Source organism: Haloferula sp. A504 (assembly GCF_044385805.1).
Lineage (GTDB): Bacteria > Verrucomicrobiota > Verrucomicrobiia > Verrucomicrobiales > Akkermansiaceae > Haloferula.
Window position 1 is genome coordinate 87,558 of the sequence record NZ_JBISBU010000015.1, and the last position, 14,672, is coordinate 102,229.

At 67.0% G+C, this 14,672-nt stretch carries 6 protein-coding genes; 2 read left to right on the forward strand and 4 right to left on the reverse strand.

Annotation, left to right across the window (positions count from 1 at the left end):
* Positions 1 to 20 precede the first annotated feature (20 nt).
* Positions 21 to 10,421 carry an amino acid adenylation domain-containing protein gene (locus ACG2LG_RS09730; protein WP_396258520.1) on the reverse strand — a complete coding sequence of 3,467 codons (10,401 nt, stop codon included), beginning with the start codon at positions 10,419 to 10,421 and terminating at the stop codon, positions 21 to 23.
* Between the two features lie 730 nt (positions 10,422 to 11,151).
* Between ACG2LG_RS09730 and ACG2LG_RS09735 the strand changes: the two genes are divergently transcribed.
* Together ACG2LG_RS09735 and ACG2LG_RS09740 are read left to right on the forward strand one after the other, a co-directional pair.
* Positions 11,152 to 11,781 carry a 4'-phosphopantetheinyl transferase family protein gene (locus tag ACG2LG_RS09735; protein ID WP_396258521.1) on the forward strand — a complete coding sequence of 210 codons (630 nt, stop codon included), beginning with the start codon at positions 11,152 to 11,154 and terminating at the stop codon, positions 11,779 to 11,781.
* 76 nt (positions 11,782 to 11,857) lie between these two features.
* Positions 11,858 to 13,153 carry a hypothetical protein gene (locus ACG2LG_RS09740; protein ID WP_396258522.1) on the forward strand — a complete coding sequence of 432 codons (1,296 nt, stop codon included), beginning with the start codon at positions 11,858 to 11,860 and terminating at the stop codon, positions 13,151 to 13,153.
* 21 nt (positions 13,154 to 13,174) lie between these two features.
* Here the strand turns inward: ACG2LG_RS09740 and ACG2LG_RS09745 are convergent, their stop codons facing one another.
* The 3 genes from ACG2LG_RS09745 to ACG2LG_RS09755 form a co-directional block, all read right to left on the reverse strand.
* The gene (locus ACG2LG_RS09745) at positions 13,175 to 13,606 is read right to left on the reverse strand and encodes a type II toxin-antitoxin system VapC family toxin (RefSeq protein WP_396258523.1); all 432 of its coding nucleotides are present in this window, start codon (positions 13,604 to 13,606) and stop codon (positions 13,175 to 13,177) included.
* Positions 13,603 to 13,839 (reverse strand): hypothetical protein, encoded by a 237-nt coding sequence (locus ACG2LG_RS09750; protein WP_396258525.1) that lies wholly within the window; start codon positions 13,837 to 13,839, stop codon positions 13,603 to 13,605. The genes ACG2LG_RS09745 and ACG2LG_RS09750 overlap by 4 nt, the downstream gene beginning before the upstream one ends.
* Before the next feature lie 55 nt (positions 13,840 to 13,894).
* On the reverse strand, positions 13,895 to 14,672 hold a 778-nt coding region (locus ACG2LG_RS09755; protein WP_396258527.1), incomplete at its 5' end, for a transposase.

A 14,672-nucleotide genomic window follows, 5' to 3' on the forward strand; every position in this document is an offset into this window, starting at 1 on the left:
GGGGCACGTGATCACGGGGGTCACGACTGCGGTTGGTCCATGGCGGTTCCGACGGCCGCCCGAAGCTCGGCGGCCACATCCTCGGCCAGCGGGCCGACATTTCCATCGTCGAACAGCGTCAGGTGCTCACCGGGGACCTCGATGATCTTCAGGGCGTCGACATGATCCGACCACCCGTAGTCGTCGGGGATCTCGAACTTGTCGTTCACCGCGGATGCGCGGAAAAGATGAAGAGTGCCGCGGAACCGCGACGGCTGGTAGGCATCCATGGCCTTTTCGTGGGCCTCGCGCAGTTGGACGGCCCGGCGCTCGGTATGGGCGGACGCCGCCTCGCCCCGGGCGGCGGCCGACTCGGCCTTCACCCGGAGGTGGGTTTCGACGCCGTCCTTGAAGCGGCCTGCAAGCCGGCGGATCCGCTCCGCCAGGGAGGCTTCGGACTGGGAATTCCAGTAAACCGAGACCCGCTCGCCGAGGGCGTAGGGGCGGATGTCCGCCGCGGGGTTGACGGTGTCGAAGAGCGCCAGGAACGGAACCTCCTCACCGGCTTCCGCCAGCTGACGCGCCATCTCGAAGGCCACCACTCCGCCGTAGGAATAGCCGGCGAGCAGGTAGGGGCCGTCCGGTCGGACCGCCTTGAGCATCTCGATGTAACGGGCCGCCGTTTCCGGGATGGCGCCGACCTCGATCCGGTCGTCCCGTCGCAGCTCCGGCGATTCGATCGCCAGGAACGGGCGATCCTTGGGCAGGCGCTCGGCGAGTTCCCGGTAGAAGAGGATGCCTCCGTCGCCACCATGAACGGCGCACAGCGGCGGCAGGTCGCCCTCGGGCTGGACCGAGGCCAGGTTCTCCAGCGCGACCGGTTTTTCCCCGCCCCCGGCGGATTCCACGGCCACCGCCAGTGAACGGATGGTTCGCGCCCGCAGCAGGGTCGAGAGCGGCAGGGAAACCTCGAACTTGCGCTGGATCTGGGCGAACATCCGCAGTCCGGCCAGCGAGTTTCCGCCGAGGTCGAAGAAATCCTCGTCCCGGGCGGGCGGATCGATTTTCAGAAGCTCACTCCAGATGACGGCAAGTTTCCGCTCGGTTTCACCCTCGGGTGCCTGCCGCGCCACGACCGGCTGCGGCTGATGGCCGGAGGTTTCGGGAAGCCGGTCGACGGCCACCTTGCCGTTCGCCGTGAGCGGCATGTCGGGAACCTCGATGATCCGCTCTGGGACCATGAAGCCCGGCAGCCGGGCAGCCAGCCACTCGGAAAGCTCCGACAGCGCACCGGTGTCCCGCGTGCAGACCCACGCCAGCAGTCGTTTCCCGGAGGCTCCCTCGCCCCTCACCGCCACCTTGCAGCGGGCGACCGAAGGATGGCTTCCGAGCACTGCCTCGATCTCGCCGGGCTCGATCCGGAAACCACGCAGTTTGACCTGCTGGTCGATCCTCCCGACGAACTCGATCGTGCCATCCGACGCCCAGCGGCAAAGGTCGCCGGTGCGATACATGCGACCCGCCGGCGTCTGGATGAAGCGCTCCCCCGTGAGGTCGTCGCGACCGAGATAACCGAGCGCCAAACCCGATCCACCGCAGAGAAGCTCTCCCGGAACGCCGACCGGAACCGGCTCTCCGTCCTTGTCGACGATGCCCACCGTCGTGCCGGGAACCGGCCGACCGATCGGAATCGAGCCGGCTTCGAGGTCTTCCGGCCGCACCCGGTGGCAGGTGGTGAAGGTTGTGTTCTCGGTCGGGCCGTAGCCATTGATGATCGCGGTATCGGGCAGGAGTTCGAAGGCGCGGCGGACGTGCCCGGGCGAGAGGACGTCCCCGCCCGCCAGCAACTGGCGCACACCGCGGAGGCATCCGGGATTCTCCTCGATCATCAACTCGAAGAGGCCGGCCGTCAGCCACAGGGTGGTCACTCCCTCGCGCTCCACCAGCGAACCGATGCCCGCCAGCGAGGTCTCGTCCTCCTCCAGCAGGACCAGCCGCCCGCCGTGAAGCAGCGGGCCGAAGATCTCGAGCGTCGAGGCATCGAACGCCGGGTTCGAGGCGTGGAGAAAGACCTCCTCCGGACCGAACTCGATGGTTCCGCCGTTTTCGACGAGGCGAAGCACGCCACGCTGCGGCACCACCACGCCCTTCGGCCTGCCGGTCGAGCCGGAGGTGTACATCACGTAGGCCGGATCCTCGGTGGAGAGCTCGAGCACGGGCGCGACGCCCTCTTCGATGTCGCCGGGATCAAGGACGGCAACGCCCTCCGGACGCTGGTCGGAAAGGACGAGCTTCACTCCGGCGTCCTCGATGATTTCACGGCGGCGCGGCTCGGGATCGGCCGGGTCGATGGGCACGAAGCACGCACCGGCACGCAGGACTCCGAGCGAAGCGGCAATCGACTCGCGGCCCCGCGGAAGAAGCACGGCCACACGGTCGCCACGACCGACCCCGGCACCGGCCAAGGCCGAAGCCACGGCATCGATGCGGACATTGAGCTGGCCGTAGGTCCACGACCCGGCGGAAGCCGTCAGCGCGACCCGGTCGGCATGGACTTCAGCGATCCTGCGGAAACGGGCATCGATGGACTCATCGGCGAGGCGAAGCTCGCTGCCACTCCAGTGCTGCAGGTTCTGGCGGGCGTCGTCTCCGAGCAGCTTCAGCGCTGCCAGGGGGCGGGAAGGATCCTCGGTCGCCTGGCCGAGCAGCTCGCGGAAGGCCACGAGCCAGGCCCGCATCGTCCCGGGATCGATCAGTTCCCGGTTGTAGGTCGAGGACAGCAGGAGGCCGTCGGGCGACTGCATCAGGTTGAGGAAGATCGTCGAGTTGCTGTAGCGCGCCGGAACGGTCTCGACCTTGGCCTGGAGCCCGCCGAAGGACCCCGGGTCACCCGAGGGCTCGAAGTTGAAGATGACTTCCATCAACGGACGGCGGCCACCCTCCCGGCCGAGCTTGAGCGCCCGCAGGAGACGCCCGTAGGTCACGTCGCCGTGCTCGAGGGCGTCGAGTTGGCCCGCCGACGCCGAGGCGACCAGTTGCTTGAAGGAATCGCCCTCGCCGATCTCGGCGACCAGAGGCAGGAAGTTGACGCAATGCCCGACGAGTTCCTCGTCGCCGTCATTCATCTGCCCGGCGGTCGGGAAGGTCATCGCAAAGCGTTGCTGCCCGGTGAGCTTGTGGAGCAAGGCCTGGAAACCCCCGAGAAGGGTGCTGTTGAGCGTCGCGCCGCAAGCCGCCGCAAGCTTCTTGAGCCTCCCGAGCATCTCGGTATCGAGCATCAGCTCACAGGTGTCCGAGGCGTACAGCGGGGTCCGCGGATAGGCCTTGCGCAGCGGCAGCTCGACCTCGGGCACTTCTCCGGCAAACCGCCCGGCCCACCAGTCCAGGGAGTCGCCTCCATCTCCGGAGCTGCGATGCTCCCGCAGCGCCCGGTCGACGATCGACGGCACCGGGGTGAACTTCGGCTTCGACCCGTCGAGCCGCGCCTCGTAGGCCTTGGCAAAGTCACGGATCAGCACTTCGAAGGACCATCCGTCCGCCGCAAGGTGGTGGGCGACGAACTGCAGCACCACTTCATCGTCGGCGACACGCGCCGCCACCACCCGGAACAAGGGTCCCGTCGAGAGGTCGAAGGCCGACTCACGCTGGCGCAGGCCGCACTCGCGCACCGCCGCCTCGACGTCCTCCTCATCGCGCAGGTCCTCCTCGATCACGCAGGCGTCCTGATGATCATCGATCACGAACACGGGTGAGCGACCGGCCGGCACCCTCATCCGCAGGGCGTCGTGGCGATCGACGAGATCCTGCACGGCGGACCGGACCGCCGCGTGATCCACCGCCCCCTTGAGGCGGAGTTGGAGCATCTCGTTGAACGCGAGGTTCGCCTCGTCACCCAGCAGCGAGGCCAGCCAGATCTCCGACATCGGCTCGGTCATCGGGAACGGCCCGCGCTCGCCGGCGGCCGCCTCCTCCTCGCTGGATGTCTCGTTCTTCGGGAAGAAACCGCCGTCCTGCAGTTCCGCGATCGTCTCGCGGAAGGCGTTGATCACGAAATCGACGTCGGCGTCGGTATGGGCCGCGGTCAGGTAGAAGGGCAGGCCCTCCATGGCAAAGACCCCCTTGCTACGAAGGTGATAGTAGATCAGGTTGCCGTGCCTGGCCCCGTCCCCGATCCGCAGGTACATCTGCGAGTTGAAGTTCACCATCCGCACGTCGATCCCCTGGTCGCGGAACATGCGGTCGACGGTGGTCGCCAGGCGGTCGGCCCGGCGTCCGATGCCCTCCCAATACTCGGCGGGCTGCTCCTTCACGTGCTTGAGCACGGCGCGGCAGGCCGCCATCGCCATCGGCAGGCGGACGAAGGTGCCGGCGAAGAAGGTCACCTCCTTCTCGGGGAAGGAGTCGTCGCCGAACTGCCAATGGCCGCCGTCGAAGGTGTCCATGTACTTGGCCTTGCCGGCACAGATGCCGATCGGCAGCGCGCCACCACCGAAGACCTTGCCGTAGGTCGCCAGGTCGGCCTCGATGCCGTAGAGTTCCTGGGCGCCGCGCGGACCCTGGCGGATGCCGGTGATGACCTCGTCGAACACCAGCAGGAAGTCGTTTTCCTCGCTGATCTTCTTCACCTCGCGGACGAAATCGACCGGAACCAGCTCCGGTTGGCGGCTCTGCACCGGCTCGACGAGGACCGCGGCGAGTTCTCCGGCGACCTCGCGGATCATGTCCAGCGCCTCGGGCTTGCCCCACGGCACGACGATGATGTCCTGCACCGAGTTGTCCGGAATCCCCGGCGCCAGCGGCAGGGTGCGGCGGCGCTGGCCCTTGCCGACGCTGCGCACGAGCACCGGATCGAAGTTGCCGTGGTAGTCCTTGTCGAAGACGAGGATCTTGTCGCGTCCGGTCACGGTGCGGGCGATCCGCATCGCCGCCTGGACGGCCTCGGATCCGGTGTTGAGGAAGCACACGCGCTCGTTGCCGGTCACTTCGCAGAACAGGCGCGAGGCTTCCATCGCCGCCTCGCACTGGGGACCGACCTCGAGGCCGGTGGCGAGCTGCTCCTGGATCGCCTCGGTGACGAAGTCGGGCGCGTGGCCGAGGAAGTTCGGGCCGAAGCCGTTGACCATGTCGATGTACTCGTTGCCATCGACGTCCCACATCCGCGAACCCTTCATCCGGGTGGCGACGACCTGATAGACCATCTCCTTCCACAGGCGGTTGAAGCCGTTGACCGTCCGCGGATCCGCATGCCATTGCCGGAACTCCTGGGTCCGGGACTTGGAGGTCCTGGTCTTCTCGCAGTAGCGCTCGACGAGGGCGTCGAGATGGGCCCGCTGCGAGGGGGTGAGTTCGTCTGACCGCTCCTCGCGGTCGATCCGGGTGCGCGGACCGGCGACGCCGGACTCGGTGCCGTCGTCGTCCGGATCGGCTGCCACGACCTCGACCTTCGCCGGGGTCGGCTTCGAGCTGCCGGCGGCGGCGGAGACACCACTGGCTTCGAGGTGGGCGACCAGTTTCCCGAGCGTCGGGAAGGACTGCATCAGGTCGCGGAAGGCGATCGCCACGCCGAAGTTCTTCTGCAGCTCGCGCGCCGCCTGGGTCAGCAGCAGCGAGTCGAATCCGAACTCGAGGAATCCGGCGCCCTCGGCCATGTCCTCGGCCGGGATGCCGGAAAGGTCCTCCAGCACCTGGCGGACGCGGTCGATGAGCGAGCCCGCGGACTCCTCGGGAGCCGCGGCTTCGGCAGGCACGGCCGCGGCGGCAACTGCCGGGGCGGCTGCCACGACGGGCTGGTCGAGAAGGCGGCACTCCTTCCAGTAGCGCTTGCGTTGGAAAGGATAGGTGGGAAGCGGCACCCGCTGGGCCGGCACCTCGCGGAAGACCAGCTTCCAATCGACCTCCACGCCACGCGTCCAGAGTTCGCCCAGCGAAAGCAGCATCCGGGGACGATCCGGAGCGCCGGATGCCGGATGCTCGCAGCTCGAAAAACAACCCGCCGCCCGGCGTCCGGCGGTCTGGCGGGCAAGGGTCGTGAGCGTCTGGCCGGGTCCGACTTCGAGATACACCCGGCCTTCGGTTTCGGACGCGGCGGCATCGAGCGCCCCGTGGAAATTCACCGTGTGGCGGAGGTGGGACGCCCAGTAGCCGGGATCGATCGCCTGGGCATCGCTCAGGCGCTCCCCGGTCACCGTCGAAAGGATCGCCATCCGTGGCGTGTGCAGTTTCACGCCCTCGATCACCCTGCGGAAGCGATCGACGACCGGATCCATCATGTGGCTATGGAAGGCGTGGGAGGTGTGGAGTTCGCGGACGTTGACGCCCTCGGACTCCAACTGCCGGGCGAAGGCATTCACCGCCTCGGTTTCGCCGGCGACGACCGACAGGGCCGGGCCGTTGCTGGCGGCGAGGTCGATGCCCTCCGGCAGTCGCTTTGAAAGCTCGGCGGCGGCCAGGCGCACCGACAGCATCGATCCACCGGGCAGCTCACCCATCAGTCGGCCACGCTCGGCGAGGATGCGCAGGCCGTCGTCGATCGAGAACACCCCGGCCAGGCAGGCGGCGGTGAATTCGCCGACGCTGTGGCCGAGCATCAACGTCGGACGCAAACCCCAGCGGGCCCACTGGCGGGCCAGCGCCCACTCGACGACGAAGATCGCCGGCTGGGCGAGCACGGTGCGCTTGAGACGCTCGGCAGCTTCGCCTCCGTCTTCGGCGAAGAGAGTCTTGCGCAAGTCCTCGCCGAGAAGCGGCTCGAGAAGGTCCGCGCAGTAGTCGATGTCTTCGCGGTAGCCCGGCTCGGCCTCGTAAAGATCGCGGGTCATCCCCGGGTGCTGGGCTCCCTGGCCCGGGAACATCCAGACCATTTCCGGCACCGATGTCGCCGCCTCGGCCGTGGTGAATTCGCGGCTGCGCAGCTTGCCGGCCAGCGAGGCCCAATCCCGGGCGACCACCGCCGCGCGGCGGGCCATGGCCTTGCGACCGACCGCCATCGTCCGGGCCGCCGTCGCAAAGTCGGTGCTGCTCGCTCCGTCCGCGTGCGCGGCGAGCTTGTCGGCCATTTCCGCCACGGCCTCGTCGCTGCGTCCGGACAGCAGCCAAACCCGCTCGTCCTCGGGGGCCTCGGGCGTGACGTCCCGCGGCGCTTCCTCGAGAATCACGTGGGCATTGGTGCCGCCGACCCCGAAGGAGCTCACACCCGCCCGCCGCGGCGTGTCGCCTTCGCGATTCCACGCCCGGAGGCTGCCGTTCACGAAGAACGGGGAACTGTCGAAATCGATGCGGGGATTCGGCTTTTCGAAATGCAGCACCGGCGGCAGCTCGCCGTGCTCGAGCGAGAGTGCGGTCTTGATCAGGCCGCAGACGCCCGCGGCCGTGTCGAGGTGGCCGAGGTTCGACTTGAGCGAACCGACCGCACAAAAGCCCGTGTCGGACGTCGCGTGGCGGAAGGCCTGGGTCAGCGCGGTGATCTCGATCGGATCACCCAGCGGCGTCGCGGTGCCGTGGGCCTCGATGTAGCTGATCGTGCGGGGATCGACGCCGGCATCGAGGTGCGCCCGGCGAATGGCATCGGCCTGGCCGTCCACGCTCGGCGCGGCGTAGCTGTGCTTCACGCCGCCGTCGTTGTTCATGCCGAAGCCGCGCACGACCGCATGGATGTGGTCGCCGTCGCGCACCGCGTCCTTGAGTCGCTTGAGCAGCACCACGCCACCGCCATTCGAGAAAACCGTGCCCGAGCTGTCGGCATCAAACGGGCGGCAGTGGCCGTCGCGCGAGAGCATGCCGCCCTCCTCGTGGCGGTAGCCGCGCTTCTGCGGCACGGTCACGGTCACGCCACCGGCCAGGGCCATGTCGCACTGGCCCGTCCGCAGTGCCATTGCCGCGTGGGAAACGGCGACCAGCGAGCTGGAGCAGGCGGTCTGCACCGTGAGGCTCGGACCCTTGAGGTTGAGCTTGAAGGCGACCCGCGTCGCCAGGTGGTCCTTGTCGTTGCCGAACTCGACCTGCAGCGCTCCGACCTGCGCTTCCTCCAAATGCCGGCGATGCACTTGCGGGTCGGAGAGAATGTTGTGGGGAAGGTAGGTGCCGTAGTAGCAGCCGGCGTAAACTCCCACGCGACCGCCATCGGCCTCGGCGTCATCCGGCACGTAGCCGGCACGCTCGAAGGCCTCCCAGCAAAGCTCGAGGAAGACCCGCTGCTGCGGATCGATGATCTCGGCCTCGCGCGGAATGATCCCGAAAAGCCCGCCATCCAGTCCTTCATAGACCTCCGGCTCGAGCAGGCCGCGGGCCCGCACGAAGCTCGGGTCGTTGGCCGGCCCCGGAACCTCGAGTTCCTCCTCGGAGAAACGGGTGATGGACTCGACCCCATCGCGCAGGTTCTTCCACAACTCCTCGGGCGACGAGGCCCCCGGCAGCCGGACCGACATGCCGACAATGGCCAGCGCGTTGTCGTCACCCTCGCCGCCGCCAATCGGTGCTTCCGGAACCACCGAAGCCTGCTCGCGCCCGGCGACCAGCTCGGCCTGGGCGGTCACCGTCGGGTTCTCGAACATGCGGACAAATTCAAAGCGACGACCAAAGGCCCGCTGGATGGCGGCGTGGACGCGGACCAACTGCAGCGAGCTGCCGCCGAGATCCACGAAGCGATCGTTGCGGCCGACTTCCTCCAGACCGAGCACCTCGGACCAGATCGTGGCGATTTTTTCCTCATCCTCACCCACCGGCGCGGCATAGCGCTCCGAGATCTCCGGACGCGGGCGCACCGGATCGGCGGCCCAATTCACCAGCGAAGCACCATCGGTCAGCACATGGGTCGTCAGGCTCACGGCCTCCGGATCGACCAGCGGGGTGGTGATCGAGCTCGCCGCCTTCGAGCGCGAGGCGGTCGCCGTCGGCAGCAGCGGGCACGACGCCGCCACCTCGGAATCGATCAGGCGCATGCCGTCCTCCCAGCGCCCGGCGACGCTCTCGAGGAAATCCTTCACCGGCTGGTTGCGCCCGGTGTCGTTGAACCAGATCGCGACCTCGGAAAGCCCGAGGTGCCCGGCCAGCTCGCCCAGGTGCCGGAGCATGCGTTGCTCGACGCCCTTGCCGAGCGCGCGGCAACTCAGGAGGAAGGTTTCCGCCCAGAGGCGTCCCCCGTCTTCCCGGGAGCACATCAATCCGACCGTGCCATAATCTCCGAAGCGGTCGCTGACCCTGACCAATTGGGCGCGCATGCCCTGGCAGAAACGCGCCAGCGTGACCTCGTCCCGCGGCTGCGGGCAGGCGTTGAACTGGTTGGTCCGCTGCGTCAGCTGGCTGGCCCGGGCCAGATCATCCTCGGCCACCGCCACGATCTCCATCCGCAGGTCGAGGCCCTCGATGAATTGCTCGTAGCTCGCCGTGCGCTCGCGAAGCGCCAGGCGGCGGGCTTCGTCGTGGTAAAAGTCGGCACGACGCGTGTCGTCCTTCGAGTGCTCGGCGCGGTCCAGCACCCACAGGTGACGCAGGAAATCCGGCAGGTCCACGCTGGCCTCGGGCAGCCGCAGGGCAAGCACGGCCGGGGCGTTGGCCGAGACCTCCGCGACCTCGGCGGGGTTGTCATCAAGGAACAGGAAGCTGTCCAGCCCCAGGCCGAGGCGCTCGGCGAGCCGGCACAGGTTCGCCGACTTCGGATCCCAGTTGACCATTCCATCGACGAAGGCGTCGCGGGAAATCACCATCCCGGGATTCTCGCGGAACACCGCTTCCACGTCCTCGGGGTGATTCTTCGACACGAGGCACAGCAGGTAGCCCTCCGCCCGCTTCGCCATCAGCTCCCGCTGGAAGGCCGCGCGTCCTTCGTCGACCAACACGCCACGCGGGCCGGTCTCGCCGCAGACCCCGGTCCAGAGGGTGTTGTCGCAATCGACGGCGATCACCTTGAAGGGTTTGCGCAGCAGCGCGAGAACCCGGCGCGCCAGGAAGGTGCCCAGGGCGGCGAAAGCCTCCTCGCGGTAGGGCAGGCAGGCCGCCTCGGCCGCCTCGGCATCGTAGGCGTCTTCGATGCCGTAGATCTCGAAGGATTCCGAGGCATCGATCACCTCGACCCCCGCGACCGGATCCAACTGGTCCCGCAGGTCAGCGGCGAAGTTCTTCTCGATGCCGTTGTCGTGCTCGCTCGGCGCCAGCACGACGAGCGTGCGGCGGGCACCGTGAGCCATCGACTCGCCCACCGCCGCCGCCACTTCACGCGCGGTCGAACGCGCCCTCGCGGGTCCGTCCGCGCCCAGATCGCGGGGCCGGACGATGACCAGGTTGATCCCGCCATCATTGGTCGCGAGCAAGCCGCCGGGATCCAGGAGTTGCTGAAGCACCTGGTTGAACGGGGCGAAACCGACGTCGGTCTCGAATCCAAAAATCGCGAGTGCCTTCGAAAGGTAGGCATTCAGCGGCTCGGCGGTGAAGGTCGCGGCAATGCGCAACCGGACAGCGTGAGACGTGGGGGTCGTCATAAAAATGAAGGGAACAGGGTGGGAACGCCGATAAGAATGAGGTCGATATTTTAAAAAATCAAGATATTCAGCGGAGCGGATCTTTTGACGACACACCTTTCAACTCGTTATTTTTGAATGACTTTTGGAATTCACAAAAGTTCCCCCACGCGATCCCGTAGCCCGGATATCTCACGATTCTCGTGGACGGGGGAATGGTTCGGACTTTCGAATTTGAGACCTTCGACCTTCCGAGCGCAGCACTCGAATAGGAACGGTGAACAATAAGTGGGTGTCGGATCGCGCGGAGATCAAGTTCGTCAGCAACCTCGCCCATCCGTGGCTGGAGCGAAGGACGCGACTTGCCATCTGATCTGGCGCTGGACCTCCTAAAGGAGGAACTACAAACAGAACCGGCGCGCCTGTTCGGTTCGTAGTTCCCCCTTCAGGGGGCCGCGAAGCCAGAGCCGCACCGTTTCAGTCGCCGCGGATCACCAACCGCCCTCCTCACAAAACATGGACCTCCCAACCCGGAGGGCCGACTTTGTCGGAGTTTGCGCCGATAGCCCCGACTTGTCGGGGCGTATCGGTCTGGCCTCCGGCCAGATGCATTTCTCACGTGTGAGAAATGCAGGGCAGGGGCTTGATCGGGATCTGAAGCGAGACGGCGCGTGACAAGCAGCGGGCAAATCCGCCAGCGTCAGGCACGCGAATGGGACGGGTGACGCTCCATCTTCTGACTTCTGAATGGGACCTGCCGGAGAAGCCGGAGAGTTTCCTCGATTCGGACGAAATCGAAAGGATGGGGCGCTTCGTCTTCGAGCCCGATGCCCGTCGCTGGTCGCTCTTCCGCGCCAAGGCGAAGCGGGCCCTGGCCGGCCACACCGGCGGACGGATCCTGCCTTGGCTCGAAGGGCCGGGTGGCAAGCCCCGGGTGGACCAGCCGGGATTGGAGTTCAACCTGAGCCACAGCGAAACGCTGGCCGCCCTGGTCGTGTCGGACGCCGGCCCGGTGGGAGTCGATCTCGAACCGCTCGACCGCGCCCCCACCCTGCTTGAGTGCGAGGACAGCTTCTGCCATCCAGCCGAACGGGCGGAATTGCCCGTCGACACCGGCTCCCGAGCCATCGCCCTGCTCCACTTGTGGACGGCAAAGGAAGCCCTCTTGAAGGCCGTGGGAACCGGCCTTCAGTTTCCGCCCACCGAGTTGATCGTTCGTGACGACGCCGGAATCGGCGGCCCGGAGCGGTGCGATCAATTTCACCTGCGGCGTCCCGTCGATCCTGCAGAGATCGCCCACTGCCTTGCCGTAGCGGTCCCGCGGCTGGTGGAAACGGTGACGCTTGCCTGAGGGCCTGTCTGAGATCGACACCCGCGGCAGTTGATGTTAGGGTTTCGCCGTTGAAAGGCTCTCATCCGCTTCCGCCATGGACTCTCTCCAGTTTCCCTGCCCCGCCTGCGACAAGCGCTTGAGAGTCCCTGCGGCGGCGGCCGGTCAGCGGGGACCCTGCCCGAACTGCGGCGAGGAAATCATCGGACCCCAGCCCGCCCTGGGCATCCCGGCGCGCATCTCGCTGCAAGCCGGGCCGCCGCTGAACGAGATCCCGCTGCCGCCCGCGCCCGAGGCGAACCTCCCGGAGCCCGGCGAATCCAGCCCCGTTTCCGCGGCACTGGAAGTCTTCCAGCCGAAGCAGGCGACCCGCGAGGTCCCCCGCGACCGCGAGCCGCCCCGGGCGTCGGCTGAGGAGCAGGCTCCGGCCAAGGCTCCGGTCCCCCGGCCCGCCACCGAGCCTGCGCTGCGCTCCGCGACCTACGATGAGCCCGCGAAGCGGATCCGCCGCCTCTGGGCCGCCGTCTTCGTGCTCTCCTGCATCCTGTGCACCGTCCTCGCCTTCATCGGCGGCTACCTCACCGCCCTCAAGCGCATCGACGTGACCGCACCCATTTTCGCCCCGCCCTCGACCAAACCGGCACCCCGCCTTCTTCCCTCAAACCTTCCCGAAACGCCTGCCCCGCCCGTCGAGATCCGGGAGACTCCCAGCAAACCACCGATCGAGGAGCCACCGCCGGAGGTGGACGAGCCACCGTCTGCCGAAACCGGTTCGCGGACCACCCTCGAGGCATTTCTCTCCGCTCCCGACTGGACGGCCCGCTCGGCCTACGTGGCCGAGGCCGCGCTGCCCGCGATGAAGGAGGTGGCGGAGGCAGAGGGCGACGGGCCAATCAAGGTGACTTCCATCGAACCCTCGCTCCTTGACGGGGATCTCCATCACTACCGGGTCACCACCGAAGCCCTTCCGGACGGCTTCCCCGTCACCCTTCGACAAACCTCCGGCGGCTGGCAGGTCGACTGGTCCTCCTTCCACGAGTTCTCCACCAACCGCTTCGCCCGTTTCCTCGCCGGCGACCTGGGAGAAAGCGGAACCTTCCGGGTTTTCTTCAAGCCCACCGAGGATTCCCAGCCCGCCTTTGCGGCGTACCAGATTGCCGCGCCCGCCGGCACCCGCACCACGACCGCCTACGCTTCACGGTCCGGCGTGGCCTTTGCCTCATTGACCGCGCTTTTCGACAGTGAGGCCATCGCCAACCACCCCCGATATCAGGAGCTTCTGCAGCGCTCCGGCCTCCCGATGACCGTCGAGCTGGCACGCAAGACCAGTTCCGATGGACGATCCTATCTCGAAATCACCGGCCTGGTCGCGGCGAGCTGGAATCGGGGATAATGCCTCCGGGCTCCCTGAGCTTCATCCCGCCTGGGGACCGTTCCACGGGTTCACGACCTTCAGCTCCTCCAGATCCTCGAAGTCGGCAACGTTGCGGGTTGCCAGAATCAGATGGTGCTCGAGGGCCGTCGCGGCAATCAGGCAATCCGCCAACCCCCTCGTCCGCCCGGCAGCGATCTTGCCGGCGCGCTCCGCCACGGCGGCAGTCACCGCCAGCGTCCGCCCCTCGAAAGCCGGTTTGACCCTGCCCTCCAGCCACTGTCCGAGAAGTTTCCCGAAGCGAGGATCCTTCGGCTCGATCTGGTCGATGCCCCGGCGGATTTCCAGCAGGGTGACGACGCTGATCCAGCAGGAAGCCAATGGAGTTTTCTGCTCCCAGGCCCGCACCTCGGGGGCACAGCGCTGAACCGAACGCAGCTCCGAAATGACGTTCGAATCCAGAAGGAACCTCATCGCACAAAGGTCAGATCGCGGGAACCGGAGTCATCACGTGGTATGGCGAATTCCCTCCCCGCGGCCTCTTCCATCGCCAACGCCTCGAGCAGGCCACCCGCAACGGCCTCGTCTTCCGCCAGCTGCTTGCTCACGACCTCCGCGATCCAAGCCGACAGCGAAAGCCCCCGATCCACGGCCCGGTGCCGGGCCTCCCGACACAAGGCATCGTCCATCTTGATGGTCACATTCATCGTGCAGCACGGTTGCACGAAAGCACGAGCACGTCAAGTTGCAACTTAGAAGGAATCATTCCACCGCCCGTTGTCGGAGCGCCCGCAGTGAGAAAATAGGCGCGGCACTTTCTCGGACCGGCCTGGCACCATCTCTGCGTTTTGTGCCGAAATACTCACGCCGTTGCTCGAAGAGCCCGTCGACGAACTCGCGGCTCCCGATCGCCACGCCGTCGCTGAAGTAGCGAACCCGGCAGCGCAGCAACTGTTCGCGTGTGAGCTTCCCTCCCCCTTCCCGAACCTGGCGCACCTCCTCGAGGCTCATCCCGCGCCGCTTCGGTTGACCGGCCTCATCGGGAAGCGACAGCCCCTCACCGAAAAGCCAGCAGCGATACCATTCCGCCGCCGTGAGATCGCTCTTCGTCGGCTTTTCCTCCCAGGAATCCAACGGCCGATCCAGCGCCCGGCACAGGCCGCGCCGGGCCCGCTTGCTGCCCGCCACCGCCTCGGCGTAGCCGCACCAGCGGTAATCCTTCGGATCGTCACAAAGCCCGGCGCGCACCGGGTTGAGGTCGATGTAGGCGGCGATGGTTCTCAGTGCCTCGCCATCTTCGACGATCACACTCTTGTAGCGATCCATCCACAGCGTGCCCCGGCGGCCGTGGTGCTTGTTGAACCAGCGGCTGAAGCGTTCCTTCAGTTCCTTGACGAAAATCTCCAGGTTGCAGAAGCGCTTGTGGAAGCGGGACAGCAGTTCCTCGGCGGCCTCGGGCATTCCCTTGCTCCTCAAATCGGCCAACTCGGCCCGCAGCGACTGGAGGTAGCTCCTGGAATACAGCAGCTTGAGGTGCTCC

Bases quoted from the DNA above. Each gene is read 5' to 3' on its own strand.
- ACG2LG_RS09740 (WP_396258522.1), top strand. From the start codon at position 11,858: ATGGACTCTCTCCAGTTTCCCTGCCCCGCCTGCGACAAGCGCTTGAGA.
- ACG2LG_RS09750 (WP_396258525.1), bottom strand. From the start codon at position 13,839: ATGAATGTGACCATCAAGATGGACGATGCCTTGTGTCGGGAGGCCCGG.
- ACG2LG_RS09745 (WP_396258523.1), bottom strand. From the start codon at position 13,606: ATGAGGTTCCTTCTGGATTCGAACGTCATTTCGGAGCTGCGTTCGGTT.